This window comes from Bacillus sp. EA-CB0995 (genome assembly GCF_055814245.1).
On record NZ_CP169269.1, the window covers coordinates 418,908 to 436,048 of the forward strand.

The 17,141-nt window shown below is 38.4% G+C and carries 16 protein-coding genes and 1 pseudogene; all 17 read left to right on the forward strand.

Going from position 1 to position 17,141, the window contains the following annotated elements; translation table 11 throughout:
• The first annotated feature begins 4 nt into the window (after positions 1-4).
• The 17 genes and pseudogenes from nuoN to ACEWFJ_RS02375 all read left to right on the forward strand — a co-directional run bounded on the left by nuoN (position 5) and on the right by ACEWFJ_RS02375 (position 17,112).
• Entirely contained in the window at positions 5-1,525 is a 1,521-nt protein-coding gene (gene nuoN / locus ACEWFJ_RS02295) for an NADH-quinone oxidoreductase subunit NuoN (RefSeq protein WP_473692313.1), read from the forward strand.
• A gap of 259 nt (positions 1,526-1,784) precedes the next feature.
• Positions 1,785-2,021: a DUF1146 family protein gene (locus ACEWFJ_RS02300; protein WP_098307162.1), complete on the forward strand. Its 237-nt coding sequence runs from the start codon at positions 1,785-1,787 to the stop codon at positions 2,019-2,021.
• A gap of 70 nt (positions 2,022-2,091) precedes the next feature.
• Positions 2,092-2,790 (forward strand): YwmB family TATA-box binding protein, encoded by a 699-nt coding sequence (locus tag ACEWFJ_RS02305; RefSeq protein WP_429707259.1) that lies wholly within the window; start codon positions 2,092-2,094, stop codon positions 2,788-2,790.
• Positions 2,791-2,824: 34 nt separating this feature from the next.
• Positions 2,825-4,129 (forward strand): UDP-N-acetylglucosamine 1-carboxyvinyltransferase, encoded by a 1,305-nt coding sequence (gene murA, locus ACEWFJ_RS02310; protein WP_429707191.1) that lies wholly within the window; start codon positions 2,825-2,827, stop codon positions 4,127-4,129.
• A gap of 211 nt (positions 4,130-4,340) precedes the next feature.
• Positions 4,341-5,363: a stage II sporulation protein D gene (spoIID, locus tag ACEWFJ_RS02315; protein WP_473690179.1), complete on the forward strand. Its 1,023-nt coding sequence runs from the start codon at positions 4,341-4,343 to the stop codon at positions 5,361-5,363.
• Between the two features lie 212 nt (positions 5,364-5,575).
• Positions 5,576-7,186, forward strand: a complete 1,611-nt coding sequence (locus tag ACEWFJ_RS02320; protein WP_473690180.1) for a long-chain fatty acid--CoA ligase — start codon at positions 5,576-5,578, stop codon at positions 7,184-7,186.
• 131 nt (positions 7,187-7,317) lie between these two features.
• Positions 7,318-8,325: a LytTR family transcriptional regulator DNA-binding domain-containing protein gene (locus ACEWFJ_RS02325; RefSeq protein WP_429720501.1), complete on the forward strand. Its 1,008-nt coding sequence runs from the start codon at positions 7,318-7,320 to the stop codon at positions 8,323-8,325.
• Positions 8,326-8,552: 227 nt separating this feature from the next.
• The gene (locus ACEWFJ_RS02330; protein ID WP_473690181.1) at positions 8,553-9,395 is read left to right on the forward strand and encodes an ABC transporter ATP-binding protein; all 843 of its coding nucleotides are present in this window, start codon (positions 8,553-8,555) and stop codon (positions 9,393-9,395) included.
• The gene (locus tag ACEWFJ_RS02335; protein WP_473690182.1) at positions 9,395-10,102 is read left to right on the forward strand and encodes an ABC transporter permease; all 708 of its coding nucleotides are present in this window, start codon (positions 9,395-9,397) and stop codon (positions 10,100-10,102) included. Before ACEWFJ_RS02330 ends, ACEWFJ_RS02335 begins: the two co-directional genes overlap by 1 nt.
• Positions 10,103-10,264: 162 nt before the next feature.
• On the forward strand, positions 10,265-11,245 hold the full coding sequence (locus ACEWFJ_RS02340) for a peptidoglycan DD-metalloendopeptidase family protein (protein ID WP_473690183.1): 981 nt from the start codon (positions 10,265-10,267) through the stop codon (positions 11,243-11,245).
• Between the two features lie 147 nt (positions 11,246-11,392).
• Complete coding sequence (locus ACEWFJ_RS02345) at positions 11,393-11,527, forward strand: ABC transporter ATP-binding protein (protein WP_429720498.1); 135 nt, start codon at positions 11,393-11,395, stop codon at positions 11,525-11,527.
• Between the two features lie 325 nt (positions 11,528-11,852).
• Positions 11,853-12,125, forward strand: a complete 273-nt coding sequence (gene spoIIID, locus ACEWFJ_RS02350; RefSeq protein WP_020061467.1) for a sporulation transcriptional regulator SpoIIID — start codon at positions 11,853-11,855, stop codon at positions 12,123-12,125.
• Positions 12,126-12,283: 158 nt separating this feature from the next.
• On the forward strand, positions 12,284-13,285 hold the full coding sequence (gene mreB, locus ACEWFJ_RS02355) for a rod shape-determining protein (RefSeq protein ID WP_098310417.1): 1,002 nt from the start codon (positions 12,284-12,286) through the stop codon (positions 13,283-13,285).
• A 444-nt stretch (positions 13,286-13,729) separates the two neighbouring features.
• Positions 13,730-14,164 carry a 3-hydroxyacyl-ACP dehydratase FabZ gene (gene fabZ, locus ACEWFJ_RS02360; RefSeq protein ID WP_035430592.1) on the forward strand — a complete coding sequence of 145 codons (435 nt, stop codon included), beginning with the start codon at positions 13,730-13,732 and terminating at the stop codon, positions 14,162-14,164.
• Between the two features lie 669 nt (positions 14,165-14,833).
• Positions 14,834-15,576, forward strand: a pseudogene (locus ACEWFJ_RS02365) (YveK family protein).
• Positions 15,566-16,270 carry a CpsD/CapB family tyrosine-protein kinase gene (locus ACEWFJ_RS02370; protein WP_473690184.1) on the forward strand — a complete coding sequence of 235 codons (705 nt, stop codon included), beginning with the start codon at positions 15,566-15,568 and terminating at the stop codon, positions 16,268-16,270. Before ACEWFJ_RS02365 ends, ACEWFJ_RS02370 begins: the two are co-directional and overlap by 11 nt.
• A gap of 74 nt (positions 16,271-16,344) precedes the next feature.
• The gene (locus ACEWFJ_RS02375) at positions 16,345-17,112 is read left to right on the forward strand and encodes a tyrosine-protein phosphatase (RefSeq protein WP_473690185.1); all 768 of its coding nucleotides are present in this window, start codon (positions 16,345-16,347) and stop codon (positions 17,110-17,112) included.
• Positions 17,113-17,141: the final 29 nt, after the last annotated feature.

Genomic DNA, 17,141 nt, shown 5'->3' on the forward strand with positions numbered 1-17,141 from the left:
GGATATGAAAACATTACTAGGCTTATCGTGGTATTTAATGACGCCGGAATTCATCCTTCTTGGCGGTGCTATCCTTCTATCACTTCTTGATCTGTTCGCGAAACAAACGTTTCATCGCCGGAATTTAGCATACGGGGCAATTGGAACGGTCATACTTGCACTTGTTGCGCTCGTTACATTGTACGGTGCACCGGCTGGAGAGATTTTAGATGGATCGTTTATATTAGACGGATTTTCAAAAGCATTTAAAACGCTCTTATTGCTGGGCGGTATTCTTGTATTATTCATTGCGATGAGCGACGATGCCAAGCAGCCGATTGAAGATCGAGGAGAATATTATTACTTATTTTTAACGGCGCTTCTCGGTGCGATGGTTATGGCATCTAGCAGCGATCTTATTACGTTGTTCATCGGTCTTGAATTATTATCATTGTCCTCGTACATTTTAGTCGGCATTCGTAAGAACAATAAAGCTTCGAATGAGGCGGCAATGAAGTACGTAATTAACGGCGGTATTTCTACAGCAATCACACTGTTTGGAATGAGTTATTTGTACGGACTGACAGGTTCAACAAATATTTTGGATATGCAGCGTGTATTCATGCAAGGGGTGAGCGGTGATATACAACTTTTGTTGGCACTTGCGTTTATCCTGCTCTTTGTCGGTTTGTCTTTTAAAATTGCGACTGTCCCATTTCATATGTGGGCACCTGACGTGTATGAAGGCGCAGCAACACCTGTTACAGCGTTGTTAGGAACGGTATCGAAAATTGCTGGATTTGTGATGATTATTCGCATTTTCTTAGTCATTTTCGCAGCAGTTCCTGTTCAAAATGAAACGACATCACTATTAAGTAATATGAGTATCTATATTGCAGTTCTTGCTGGTGTAACAATGATTGTTGGAAATAGCGTTGCCTTAAAGCAATATAGCATAAAACGAATGCTTGCGTACTCAGGGGTGGCGCATGCTGGTTATTTACTTGTACCGCTCGTAGCGTTGTCACCATTTCTGATGGATAGTATGTGGTTTTACATGCTTGCTTATGTACTGATGAATATCGGAGCATTTGCGATTATCCACGGCATAATCTTACAAACGGGACAAGAAAATATATCTGCTTTTGCAGGTTTATATAAACGATCACCGTTTGCAGCGGTCATGATGACAATTTTTATGTTGTCACTTGCTGGTATCCCGGGGACAGCAGGATTTATCGGAAAGATTAACATCTTTTTAGGAGCCTTTATCGTCCAGCCAGCTCATTACGTGCTCGCATCGATTATGATGGGGACAACGGTAATCTCGTTCGTCTATTATTTCCGCATTTTGCAGCAAATATTTTTCCGCCGTGCAGAAAGTGAAGAGCGTATCGTTCTTCCGATCAATTTGAAAATAGTTGTGAGCCTTTGCGCGATTGCAACAGTTGTGCTCGGAATATTACCGGCAATCGGTTACAATTTCTTTTATGATTATTTTCCGCTTATGAAGGATTTCTTCTTTGTCGGGAACGTGGTACAATAGTAAAAATTGAAAGTGTAGAGCATGTACTCTACACTTTTTGTTTTGGTTATTTTTTGTTTACTACAAAAGTAGTAAATGGGTTGAACCAATCGGGCTCATGCGGGCAGTTGTCTATTAGAGTAAGATAAAGTGAAACTACGTTTTGGGAACGATTTTTTCGAAAAGGTTAGTTGAACTAGTCGAGCTCATACGGGCAGTTGTGCACCAAGATATACGAAAGTTACTGCCTGTTAGAGCGGGATAAAGGGGTCGATTTTTTATGGCACAAATTTTAGGGCAACAAGCACTCATTGCGATTGTGTCGCATTTACTGTTTATTACCATTACGTGGTGGACGCTTCAGGGCCTTCATGTAGAACGCCTGATGAAACCAGGGAAAGTATTGCAAACGAGAGTGTTCATGATTCTTGTAACGATTGCTATCGGTGCATCGGTAAGTAACTTTTTCCTTGATTATTTAGGGTATTCAAAGAGTTTAACATACCTTGTAAAGTAAAAAAGTACAACGTATAGAACCATCCTTCTCCGTCAACAATGGGGACTAGGAGGGGATGAACGTGAAAAAGATGCAAGCCATGCTATTGATTGTTGTCAGTGCTGTTATATTTTTAGTCGGATATAGAGAAATGAAACCTGTGAGCGATCAGGAAAAAATGGAAAGTATGATTGCTGCTTTAGAGAAACATGGTGCAGATGTTCAGCATTGGTCTTGGTTAGCGCGGGAAACAAAGACAATTTCAAATATACATACGTTTGAAAAGTTACTTGGTCAAATTAAGCAACGTGCAAATGTAGAAGAATGGGAAATTGAGAAGTCTAGGGACGGTTATAAAGCAACAGCACAAAAAAGTTTTTCTTCTTATGAAGAAAGGCTAGTAGTTACGTGGACAATGGAAAATAATAAAGAAAACACTTTCATTATATATGAAGTGAGCGGAGCAAAATGGAATCCTAAATATACGGATAAAATGAATAAAATTTTTAGTACAAAACCAAAAATTTATACTTGTGTTCAAGGTACGCTCAGTGATAAGATTGAAGGTGTTTTGCAAGATAAAACCAATGAAGTTTTGAAAGATCTTTCAGCAAAAGCGATTGAAAGAGTAGAAGAAAGAGCATTTGTGTCAGTCTCCGCATATAATAAAAAATGGAATGACGCTCTTTCAACAAATAAAGAGAAAATCAATGTGCAAATAGCAATACGTTCTACAAACAACAAGAATTCAATTGTGGTTGGCACACCGATCATAACTTCTGAGTATTGAATATATGTGAAAAAAGGACACGGAGGGGAATAACTTGGAAAAGATCATCGTCCGTGGCGGAAAGCGGTTGAACGGCACAGTGCGCGTAGAGGGCGCAAAAAACGCTGTATTACCTATAATCGCTGCAGCCCTATTAGCGAGTGATGGAAAGAATGTACTATCTGAAGTACCAGAACTATCAGATGTATACACAATTAATGAAGTATTACGTCATTTGAATGCAGAGGTATCTTTTGCAAACAATGAGGTAACAATTGATGCATCAAAAGAACTAAACATCGAGGCACCATTTGAATATGTACGTAAAATGCGCGCGTCCGTTCTTGTAATGGGACCGCTTTTAGCACGTAATGGTCGTGCACGCATTGCGCTTCCTGGTGGTTGTGCAATCGGTTCACGTCCAATTGACCAACATTTAAAAGGCTTTGAAGCTATGGGAGCAAAAGTAAAAGTTGGTAACGGATTTGTTGAAGCGCATGTAGACGGTAAACTAACAGGTGCAAAAATTTACTTAGATTTCCCGAGCGTAGGGGCAACAGAAAACATTATGTCTGCTGCTGTATTAGCAGAGGGGACAACAGTGCTTGAAAACGCAGCAAAAGAGCCAGAAATCGTAGACTTAGCGAACTTCTTAAACGCAATGGGCGCAAAAGTACGCGGTGCTGGAACTGGCACAATTCGTATTGAAGGTGTCGATAAATTATATGGTGCAAACCATTCAATTATTCCAGACCGTGTTGAAGCAGGAACATTTATGGTTGCAGCAGCAATTACAGGCGGAAACGTGTTAATTGAAAATGCTGTACCAGAACACTTGCGCTCTATTACAGCGAAAATGGAAGAAATGGGCGTTACAATTATTGAGGAAAACGAAGGTGTACGCGTTATTGGCCCAGAGGAGTTAAAAGCGGCTGATATTAAAACGATGCCACACCCAGGATTCCCGACAGATATGCAGTCACAAATGATGGCATTATTATTAAAAGCAAACGGCACAAGCATGATTACAGAAACAGTATTCGAGAACCGTTTCATGCATGTGGAAGAATTCCGCCGTATGAATGCAGATATTAAAATCGAAGGCCGTTCTGTAATTATGAACGGACCAGGTAACCTGCAAGGCGCTGAAGTAGGGGCAACAGATTTACGTGCTGCAGCAGCATTAATCTTAGCTGGTTTAGTATCTGAAGGTCATACGCGCGTAACGGAATTAAAACATCTTGACCGCGGATATGTAAACTTCCACGGCAAGTTAGCTGCATTAGGTGCAGATATTGAACGTGTAACTGAAAGAGTGGAAGAAGTAGCAGAACAACAAGTATCTGATCTTCACGCTTAATAGAGATAGCTTCTATGCTTTGGCATGGAGGCTATTTTTTTATGTACTATTATTGTTATAGTCAGGAAACATAATCTTTATGCCTGTTTCATTAAAAATATTCTAAAAATTTAATCTTGTGTCATGTTAGAAAGAAGAAAAGAACTTGTTCTAAATGCTTGTCTTACTCCATAAGAATGAAATGAGTCTAATTTCATAGTGGAGGAAAGCAATGAAAACTACGAAGCCAATTATGGTCATCGTAACGCTATTAGTAGCGTTAGTGATTATCGTACCAAGCATGCTTGTTTTTCCGTTTACAAAAGCGAAAGAGGAAAAGCATCATACGCCTTCTGCTCCTCCAGCAGCGCAAAATGCGCCAGCTCCTTCTCCTACGAAAACCAATGTGCAAGTATCTGTGTATCGCAGCGAACAAAAGAAGATTGAAACTGTTTCAATTGAAGATTATGTTGCTGGGGTTGTCGCTGCAGAGATGCCAGCAAATTTTGAAATGGAAGCATTAAAAGCACAGGCATTAACAGCGCGTACATTCGTTGTGAAGCGCATGTTAAGTGGGCAAAAGCTTCAGAATAAAGCAGACGTAACAGATACAGTGGAAAATCAAGTGTACAAAAGTAAAGAAGAGCTAAAAAGACAGTGGGGAAAAGAGTATGAAGGCAGAATGAATCGTATTGAAGAAGCGGTATCGAAAACAGCCGGGCAAGTTTTAACGTACGAGGGAAGTCCAATTACAGCATCATTTTTCTCGACAAGTAATGGCTATACAGAAAATGCCGCAGATTATTGGGGCAGCGACTATCCGTACTTAAAAAGTGTAAATAGTCCGTGGGATCAGCAGTCACCGAAATTTACGAGCGAACAAACCTTTACTGTTGCTGATTTTCAAAAGCGTCTTGGCGTGAAAGTGTTAGCAAACGGTAATGTTGGCAACATTAAAGAACGAACAGAAGGAAAGCGCGTGAAGGAAGTTGAATTTCGAGGGAAAACATTAACGGGAAAAGACGTACGGGACAAGTTAGGTTTACGTTCGTCTGATTTTACGTGGAAGCAGCAAGGCGATCAAATTGTTGTGACAACGAAAGGCTTTGGTCACGGCGTTGGGATGAGCCAATACGGCGCTAATGGAATGGCGAGGGAAGGTAAGGCGTATACAGATATTGTCGCACATTATTATAAAGGCGTGGCAATTTCAGCACTGAATCAGTATGAGGGAAAATTGACGGCGGAGAAGTGAAAGCATAGCGCATTGGCGCTATGCTTTTTTATATGGGTGAGTCGAGGGTGTCTGATTGTGTCGAAGCGCCGATAAACAGCGGCCCCTGATGTATAAGTTCTGTGTCAGCTTTTGTAGAAAAGGAAAGAAATGTTGCTAGTTTTTGCCAGGTGATGTCATGTTATAATACAGTTGTACCTTTAGATATACAATGATAACAGGGGGAATGTAAGATGATGATGGATGTACCACTTCTCATTCCATCCATGATGGAACGGGCAGAGAAGTACTTTTCAAAAAAGGAAGTTGTTTCGCGTACTGCATCGCGTATTCAAACATTAACATACGGAGAGATTGCGAAGCGGACAAGACGACTTGCGAGTGTATTAAGTAAAATGGGGGTTGAGACGGGAGATAAAGTGGGAACAATCGCTTGGAATCATCACCGCCATTTAGAAGCATATTTTGCGATTCCAGGAATCGGAGCTGTATTACATACGATTAACTTACGACTTTCAGAAGACCACATTTCCTACATTATTAACCATGCCGAAGACAAAATTATTCTTGTGGATGAAGATATGGTTCCGGTATTAGAAAGTATTCAACACGAAATTCCTCATGTAAAAGCATTTATCATTATGACAGATGACGACACACTACCTCATACAACACTATCACCAGCGTATCACTATGATAAACTTCTCGAAGAAGGCGATGAAACATTTCCGTTTGTAACAGATCTAGATGAGAAAGCACCTGCGGGCATGTGCTATACTTCTGCAACGACAGGAAAACCAAAAGGTGTCGTGTATACGCATCGTAGTATTGCACTTCACAGTTACACGCTTGGACTTGTGGACGGCGGCAGTATATCAGAAGAAGATACATGTATGCCGGTCGTTCCAATGTTCCATGTGAACGCGTGGGGACTTCCGTTTGCAAGCACATGGTTCGGTACAAAGCTTGTCTTACCAGGCCCGCACTTTACTCCGAAAATTTTAGCGCAGTTAATTGAACGAGAGAAAGTAACGATTACTGCTGGCGTGCCGACAATTTGGATTGGCTTATTACAAGAGATTGAAAAATATCCATATGATATTAGTAGTATTCGTAGCATATGGTCAGGCGGATCGGCAGCGCCAACAGGTATGATTCGCACATATGAAGAAAAATATAATATTTCTTTCAGACAAATCTACGGAATGACAGAAACGAGTCCAGCAGTTTTGATAAATCGTCCGAAGTCGTATCAACGTGATTTACCGAAAGAAGAGTATTATGAGTTACGCTCCCGCCAAGGTTGTTTACTCCCAGGTCTTGAAATGAAAGTCATCGGTCAAGATGGTGAAGTAAAATGGAACGGTGAAGAAATGGGAGAACTTTGCCTCCGCGGACCATGGATTGCCGGCAGTTATTATAATGATGAACGCACTGAAGAATCGATGAAAGATGGCTGGTTGCACACAGGCGATATCGTAACAGTAGACCCAGAAGGTTTTGTTAAAATTGCCGATCGCACAAAAGATTTAATTAAAAGCGGCGGTGAATGGATTTCTTCTGTTGATTTAGAAAACGCTTTAATGACACATGAAAAAGTATTAGAGGCATCTGTCGTTGCTGTTCCGCATGAAAAATGGCAAGAGCGTCCGATTGCCTGTGTCGTTTTAAAAGAAGGAGAAGTGGTCAGCCAAGAAGAGCTATACGAGCTATTAGAAAATCAATTTCCAAAATGGTGGATGCCAGATGATATTTTATTTGTGGAAGAAATCCCCAAAACATCCGTCGGGAAATTTTTGAAGCGAGCGCTTCGTGATCAGTTGAAGAGTTACATGGTGAAGTAGAAAGATTAGAGAGGGCTATCCCTATATGGGATAGCCTATTTTTATCGTAGGAATAGATTACATAATTATGAAATAAATTCCTATATAACATTTGGTATAATGGAATAAAAAACCAACATAGGGGTGAGAGGATGGCGTTATTAGAGCTGAATCAATTGGCAAAGACAAATGTGTTGCCATCTATTCAGTTAGAAATTGAAAAAGGGCAGTGTGTTGTATTGCAATGCAATAATCATATCGGCAAAACATTGCACCGGATTATCATGGGAGTGGAAGAGGCATCGACTGGGACTGTGTTATTTGATGGGCAGCCGCTTGGGAAACATTCTTTTTCGCGGATTGGTTTTTGTTTTTTAGCAGATGAAGCGTACGAACGATTAACGGTAAAAGATTACTTTATTTTCTTGCGAGGGTTATATGGTAATGGATTATCAGTAGATGAAGTTGTTCAGCTTATTGGCCTTTTGGATAAGAAAGAAGTAAAGATAAGGGAGTTAACCTTTTCTGAAAAACGTCGTCTTCATATTGGCAGGAGTATTCTGCATAATCCGGAGCTTGTTATTTTGGAAGAGCCGGAACAAAACGTAGATATTGAAAGTACAATTATTATTCGTAATGTTATTACAAAGGTAAGAGAGCAAGGGAAAGCCATTTTTATAACTTCTGCATTTCTTTCAGATGCCTTATCTTTAACGGAAGATGTGTACGTGCTGCACCAAGATGGTGTGAAAAAAGTTGAAATTGAGCAAGAAGGAAGGATAGAAGCAGAAGAGGAAAAGGTTATCGAAATGATTCCGCAAATGAAACTAGAGCGCATCCCCGCTAAGGTAAACGATAAAATCATTTTACTGGACCCGATGGAAATTCAATTTATTGAAACGCAAAATGGCACAACGCATATTCATGTGCGTGATGGTGATTTTATTTGCGTGCTTACATTAAGTGAATTAGAAGAACGCTTAAAAGGATTCGGATTCTTCCGTTGTCACCGCTCTTACCTCGTGAACTTACAACGTGTACGCGAAGTTATTACGTGGACACGAAACAGTTACAGTTTAATCCTTGATGATGAACGAAAAACCTCTATTCCGCTCTCAAAAGGAAGAATGGATGAATTGAAGGGTGTAATCGGATTGTAAATGTTATGTGTCGTTCAACCCTATATTTGTTCCAATCATCCGTATGCTGTTCCGGCGGACTGAAACTATGCTCCATTCACCGGTAAAAATACTCCTTTTACCGGTATTTTACTGCGTACTCCTTTTATTTTTCATATGATGAAGTCAATAAGAAAACGAAAAGCGGAAGCAGCTCGCTTAGAATGGAGGACATAGGGCTCCTGACGCAGAGCAAAGGGGATGACGAAATGACGTTGGCAATTGAAATGAAAGATGTAATGAAAACCTTCGATAGTAAAACAGCGCTTCGCAATGTAAATATTGAAGTGAAGGAAGGAGAAATCTTCGGGTTTCTCGGACCGAGCGGATCGGGGAAAACAACAACTGTGAAAATTTTAACTGCGCAGTTGCTTCATAGTGTAGGAAAGGTGAGAGTACTAGGTCAGGATATTACAGGACCAGGCAGCATTGATTATAAACGAATTGGTATTTTAACAGATAACAGCGGTTTATATGAAAGACTTAGTATTTATGATAATTTGCTATTATTTTGTGACTTATACGATTGTAAAAAAGAACGAATTGATGAAGTGTTAACACAAGTGAACTTATTAGACGATAAAAAAACACAGGTGAAAAAGCTCTCAAAAGGAATGAAGCAGCGCGTGACATTAGCGAGAGCCATTCTGCATAAACCGGACATTCTGTTCTTAGATGAACCAACATCAGCGCTTGATCCAGCTAATGTACAAAATATTCATAATATCTTAAGGGATTTAAATAAAGAAGGAACGACAATCTTCTTAACGACTCACAATATGGATGAAGCAGAAACACTTTGCGACCGCATCGCGTTCTTATGCAACGGAGACATTGTGGCGCTGGACACACCGGGAAATTTAAGGCTTCGATATGCAAAAGATAAAATTGAAGTTGTGCTAAAAGACAGACGGAAAGAAACGGTACAAAAAGATGAACTCGGGGCAAAACGAATTTCGGAGTGGATGAAAAATGGTGAACTCTTATCGATTCATTCTTATGAGCCAACGTTAGGTGATATTTTCATTGAGGTAACTGGGAGGGGATTATAATGACGTTTTCAATGAAGAGATTTTCAGCAATTGTTCGGAAGGAAATGTATGATGCAGGGAAAAATTCACAAATTTTGATTATGGCTTTGTTGCCAGTTCTACTCGCTTTCTTTTATAGCAATATTGATTCACAGAAAGAATTTTTTGCTGGCTTTACGGTTGCGATGACGCTCACAATGGTAGGGAGTTTCGTGCAAGCGATTATGATTGCTGAAGAAAAAGAAAAACATACATTACGTGTTTTGATGTTATCTCCGGCAAATCCGATAGAAGTTATTTTAGGAAAAAGTGTGCTAACGATCTTCTTTGTCATTGCAGCAAGTTTTGCTAGCTTAGTGATTTTAGGAACTTTACAAGGAAACATCGGAATGCTAATTGTCATTCTCCTCGTGGGCACATTGCTTTGTATTATATTAGGTACAATTGTTGGGCTATTGTCACAAAACATGGCACAGACATCTATTGTAGGGATGCCAATTTTCTTATTGTTTACATTGGGACCAATGCTGCAAGAGTTTGTGAAAAATGAAGTTGTAAAAAAAGCAGTAGGTTTTCTTCCAACAACCCATATTATAGAAGGTATGGGGAAAGTAATGCAGGGAAAAGGTTTCTCTTCGATTCAAGAGCATATTTTCAATAATGCAATTTGGGCTGCATTTCTGATTGTGATTTGTTTCTTTGTCTATAAAAAGAAACAATTAGACTAAAAAACTGAGCCAAAACGCTCAGTTTTTTTCTTTTTTTATCATTTCCTCGGAAATTTTGTAACTCCTATGCATATTTTTACAAATTTTGTCGAAAAGTAATTAGTTGTAGATTGTATAGGATGAATGAATCTTGTTCAAAATGATTGCTGAGGTGATGATAGAATGAGAGAGAGGGAAAACAAGAGGTCTTCTCGAAAAGTAGTACATTTATTTCAAAAGCGTTGGGTATTCCCGACACTATACATTGTGTGTGCAGCGGTGATTTTAACAGTTGCATTATGGTATCAGGCAGCGAATACGAAAAAGACGCCTGAGAAAAATGAAGCAACGCCGCAAAGCGTAAGTGAAATTCCTACAATGCCGGTCACAAAATCTTCAGAAGTCGTGAAGATGCCAACTGCAAATGCAGCAGAAGTTGTTGTAAAGAAGAAGTTTTACGAGGATAAAGCAGCAGCCGAGGAGCAAGAACAAGCACTTGTCTTTTATAACAACACATACTCTGCGAATACAGGAATTGATATCACAGCAAAAAATGGAAAAGAGTTTGATGTCACAGCGGCATTAAGCGGTACGGTTACAAAAGCGGAAAAAGATCCACTTCTTGGCTATGTTGTAACAGTTGACAATGGCAATGGTGTTACAACGTTTTATCAAAGCTTAGGCAGTGCAAAAGTAGAAAAAGGTGCGAAAATCAATCAAGGTGAAATGTTAGGGAAAGCAGGACTAAGTGAAATGAACAAAGAAGCAGGTTATCACGTTCATTTCGAAGTTCGTAAAGATAACGTTGCAGTAAACCCAGAACTTTACTTCGACAAGTCTGTTGCAGATATTAAAGTTGAAAAGCAAGAAAAGCAAGAAAAGCAAAAAGAGGAAAAATCAACAAACGGCGCAACTGACGACAAGAAAAAAGAAGAGAAATCAACAAGTGGCACAAATGATGAGAAGCAAAAAGAAGAAAAATCAACAAACAGCCCAGCTGACGACAAGAAAAAAGAAGAGAAATCAACAAGTGGCACAAATGATGAGAAGCAAAAAGAAGAAAAATCAACAAACAGCCCAGCTGATGAAAAGAAAAAAGAAGAGAAGTCTACAAATGGCTCAGCAGGTCAAGATGATAGCTCTTCTGCTGAACAAACAGAGTAATATACAAAACCATCAGCCCTCTATACGAGGATTGATGGTTTTATTTTTATATAAAAATAATTAATATGTTTAAAAAAACCTGTAACAGCAAGGAAATTGGACAGAATTCTCGAATATATATTAGTAAAAGGAGGGGATTACTTTACTATGTCATTGCTATTCGTTTTGTTGATTGCACTTATTTTATTGTTTGTTTTATCTTCATTATATTATTTGATTACAAGCAAAAGGGAAGTCCCCCGTCAAAGCCTTTGGGAAGAAAATATAGATCGAGAAGAATGACGCTCTCATAAGGCGTCATTTTTTTTGCTCCTTAGGGCATATATAGGAAGGAAAACTTTCATTTTCACAGATTTCTCAAAAAAAAATGTAATTTTTGTCACTGTAGTCCGCAAAAATACAGAACTTGTAGCATATAAATACAATGCGGGCAATAGAATGGTATAAACCAATGCAAAGAGAGTGTTTGAGGTGAGAAATCGTGAATCAATTTATTATAAATCCCAGGAAGTATAACGCTTACAAACAGCATTCGAACGTACATCCTAGTCATATGCAGCGAGTCTCATTTCACCCTTCTCACATCCAATTTAGGGAGGCGAGTGGTGTGCACGATTACATCAAAGAGAGAACAATCAAGATTGGCAAGTATATCGTGGAGACAAGAAAAACAGTTCGTGTGATTGCAAAGGAATTTGGTGTATCAAAAAGTACTGTGCATAAAGATTTAACAGAACGCTTACCAGAAATTAATCCAGAGCTCGCAAATGAAGTGAAGGAAATTCTTGATTATCATAAGTCAATTCGTCACCTCCGCGGCGGCGAAGCAACGAAACAAAAGTACCAAAAAGAGGATACAGAAAAAATCGTGCGTCAATAATCTGACAATCAGCAAACATTCCTAATGAAAGGTAAAAAAATTCGGTAGAATCTATTTCTTCAATATTACGTTTCTACAAAGAATATGCTAAAATTAGAAATTAGGTGTAAAGTATTCGGGTTAAGCCTGATTTATATATTGAGGAGGAAAACACAGGAATGTTTGCGAGAGATATCGGAATTGACCTTGGCACGGCCAACGTATTGATTCATGTAAAAGGTAAAGGGATTGTATTAAATGAACCGTCTGTTGTGGCAATTGACCGCAATACGGGAAAAGTATTAGCGGTAGGTGAAGAAGCAAGACGCATGGTAGGGCGTACACCTGGAAACATTGTAGCGATTCGTCCGCTAAAAGATGGTGTAATTGCTGATTTCGAAATTACAGAAGCGATGTTAAAACATTTCATCAACAAACTAGACGTAAAAGGCTTCTTATCAAAACCTCGCATTTTAATTTGCTGTCCAACAAACATCACATCTGTAGAACAAAAAGCTATTCGTGAAGCTGCTGAGAGATCTGGCGGTAAGAAAGTATACTTAGAAGAAGAACCAAAAGTAGCTGCTGTTGGTGCTGGTATGGAAATCTTCCAACCAAGCGGAAATATGGTTGTAGATATTGGCGGAGGTACAACGGATATTGCGGTACTTTCTATGGGCGATATCGTTACCTCCTCTTCCATTAAAATGGCGGGCGATAAGTTTGATATGGAGATCTTACACTATATTAAGCGTAAGTATAAGCTATTAATCGGGGAACGTACAGCAGAAGATATTAAAATTAAAGCAGGTACAGTATTCCCAGGTGCACGCAGTGAAGAACTTGAAATTCGCGGCCGTGACATGGTAACAGGTCTGCCTCGCACAATTTCAGTATGTTCTGAAGAAATCACAGAGGCATTGAAAGAAAACGCAGCTGTTATTGTACAAGCTGCAAAAGGTGTATTAGAACGTACACCACCTGAATTATCTGCTGATATTATCGACCGCGGCGTTATTTTAACGGGCGGCGGAGCACTACTGCACGGCATTGACATGCTTCTTGCAGAAGAATTAAAAGTACCTGTATTGATCGCGGAAAATCCAATGCACTGTGTAGCAGTTGGAACAGGTATCATGCTTGAGAACATCGACAAATTACCACGCCGCGCTTTACTATAAGTAAGAAAGAACGTTAGGTATATTGCCTAATGTTCTTTTTTATATTTATTTTTAAAAATATATAGTTTTTGCGAAAAATGTAGAAATATAAAGGAAAATGGAGAAAAATAAACCTTTACTGATATATTTTAGCAAATTTGCCGTTTTTCATATTAGAAATGGTTATACTATAATGAACCCGAATACGACACATGAGGCAATATGCCTCCAGGCATATTGCCTTCCCCTAACTTGGGCATGCACTCTTTTCTACCTCCGTGTCAACTGTATTTATTTCTGTTATACCAAAGTTTGTAGGAAAGAAAGAGTGTATGCATTTTTTTGAAGCGATACGAAGCAGGAAAGACTGCTTCGTTTTTTTAATAATGACAAATAATGAATAAAGTGGGATAATAACATATAACCAAGTACTAAGACTAATTTCTAAAAAAGGAGCGATATATAATGTTGAACATAGAGCAAATTAAAGAAATTATCCCGCATCGTTATCCATTTCTACTTGTTGATCAAGTTCTTGAAGTAGAAGAAGGAAAACGTGCGGTTGGTATTAAAAACGTATCGGCAAATGAAGAATACTTTAACGGCCATTTCCCTGACTACGCGGTAATGCCTGGAGTATTAATCGTTGAGGCACTTGCACAAGTCGGAGCAATTGCTGTTTTAAAGAAAGAAGAAAACCGTGGCCGCCTTGCTTTCTTTGCGGGCATTGACAACTGCCGTTTCAAAAGACAAGTACGTCCGGGCGATCAGCTTCGTTTAGAAGTAGAAATGACGCGTGTACGTGGTCCGATTGGCAAAGGAAAAGCAGTCGCAACAGTAAACGGTGAGGTTGCTTGTGAAGCGGAAATTACATTTGCGCTTGGAGATAAGAAGGAATAATTTAAAAAAGAACACTCTGTCGAGTGTTCTCTTTTATGAAAGAATTTCACTATATGTATATTTTTCAGTAAGAATAGTTTGTGTAATAAAATCTGCTTCGCATAACATCTTAATCCGCTTTCTTAACAACACACGAAATAGACTGAAAATATAGCATAGACATGTTGTTAAACAAATGTATTTTATATATGATTTATATATATTATTCATTGTAAAGAACGATATTCTTATATAAAAAGAAACATAAGTTTATTTTGTTGGAAATCAGCGATAAGACAACGCTTCTGGTAAATTGCTAGGAGCTGTTTTGAATGACAAAAAGCGACAAACAGATTAATACGGATACTATTAATAGAGAAAACCTATGAGAGAAAAATCATAGGCTTTCTCTATCTATTCAATGTTTCATGAGTAATAGTTTTTTATGGGAAAGATATTTTGTGGGAATTTTATGGAAAACGTTGTAAAACTTAATAATTTTATGTAAGATTATATGCGTTGGTCTTATTACAATGATATAAAAAATTAATATATCTATATTAAGATGATACAAAAAATTAACATTTCCATATCGAAATGACATAAAAAATTAACATTTCTGTATTAAAATGTTATATTATCATGTTGCAATTAATTTTGTATGTAAAAAACTGAAAGCTGGAGGAAGTTATGGAGGAAACAATTAGTTTAAAAGAGTTATTTCACATTTTACGAAAACGCCTAGCAATGATCCTTTCAATTACATTTGGCGCCACTATTATTAGTGCAGTTGTAAGTTTTTTCTTGATAACGCCAATCTATCAATCTTCTACGCAAGTTCTTGTTAACCAAAAGAAACAAGAAGGAGCAACATTTCAATCTGGTGAAATTCAAACCAATATTCAATTAACAAATACATATAAGGTAATTATTAAAAGCCCAGTTGTTTTAGATCAAGTGAAAGAAAAACTAAATTTAGACATGACAACACAAGCTTTAACGCAGAAGATTGATGTTGCAAATGAGAAGGATTCTCAAGTTATCTCGGTAACTGTCCAAGATAAAGATCCGAAGTTAGCTCGTGATATTGCAAACACAACAGCAGAAGTGTTTAAAGGTGAAGTTGCGAAGATTATGAATGTAGATAACGTAACTGTTCTTTCAAAAGCAGAAATAGCAGAACATCAGTCACCAATTAAACCACGTCCGACAATAAACATTGAAATTGCATTTGTTGTTGGATTAATGGCTTCTATCGGTCTTGCATTCTTACTAGAATACTTAGACAACACAGTGAAAAAAGAAGAAGATATCGAAGCATTACTTGGTTTACCTGTATTAGGGGTTGTAGCGCGGATGGATGAAGGAGAAAAAGGATCCAAAGCACATGCATCATCAGCGAAGAGAGTAGGGGGCATACCATTGGCTCTTAAAGGTTTATTCCAGAAAAATAACAATTATCGTCAACGTCGTCAATTAATTGCATATAACCAGCCGAAGTCTTCGGTAGCAGAACAATTTCGTAACATTCGTACAAATATTGAATTTGCGGCGATAGATACGAATATTCATTCTTTAATGATAACATCTCCAAACCAAAGCGAAGGAAAAACAACAATAATAGGGAACCTTGCTGTTGTATTTGCCCAGCAAGGAAAGAGAGTACTACTTGTCGATACAGACTTACGGAAACCAGCTCTGCACCAAATGTTTCAAGTTGATAATATTTTTGGTTTAACAAATATTTTGGCACATGGTGAAAGATTTGAAAAATGTGTGCAAACAACAAATGTTGAAAATCTATATTTTCTTCCGTGCGGACCGATTCCACCAAACCCAGCAGAGCTGATTGGTTCTAAAGCTATGAAAGAATTTCTCGGACAAGCTTACAGCATGTATGATTTAGTCATCTTTGACTTACCACCGGTTTTGCCAGTATCAGATGCACAAATTATGGCAAATCAATGTGACGCATCTCTGCTTGTTGTACGCAGCGCGCACACGGAAAAAGAAGCAGCATTAAAAGCAAAAAGGTTACTAGAAGCAGCAAAAGGTAAATTATTAGGTGTTGTTCTGAACGACCGCGAACGTGAGCAAAGCTTATATTACTATTACGGCACAAATTAAAGAGAAGAGGTGTGTGGAATACGCACACCTAGCTCTCTCTTATTAAACGTATATGTATAGAAAGGATGGGAAATGTGATTGACCTGCATTGTCATATTTTGCCCGGTGTTGATGACGGGGCACAAACAATAACGGATAGCATCGCGATGGCTAAAGCAGCAGCAGAAGAAGGAATACATACAATTGTAGCAACTCCTCATCATCAAAATGGAAGATATGTCAATGAGCGTACAGATATTCTTCACCAGGTAAAACAATTAAATAGCTTATTGAAAGAAAATGATATAAATTTGAAGATTTTACCAGGTCAAGAAGTTCGATTATACGGTGACTTACTAACAGACTATGAAGCGAACAAAATTGTCACATTAAACGAAATAAGCACATACATACTCATTGAATTCTCGTCTAATCATGTACCGCGCTATGCAGAACAAATGCTGTACGAATTACGAGTAAAGGGAGTAATCCCAATTATCGTTCACCCAGAGCGTAATGCAGAGTTAATCGAGCGCCCTGATAAGTTATACAACTTTGTTAGCAAAGGAGCACTTACTCAAGTAACAGCAGGAAGTCTACTTGGCAACTTCGGCAAAAAAATTAAAAAATTCTCACTGCAACTCATCGAACATAACTTAACGCATATGATTGCATCTGATGCGCATAACATAACAACACGCGGATTTCACTTACAAGCTGGTTATGATGTCATTGAAAAAGAATTTGGTACTAGCATACTTATGAATTTTAAAGAAAATCCATATCTACTAATAAATAGAAAAAACGTTTATAAAGAAGATCCAGAACAAATTCGCCGTAAGAAAATATTCGGTATCTTTTAATATGTATATGGTAATGTCTCCTAACCGTT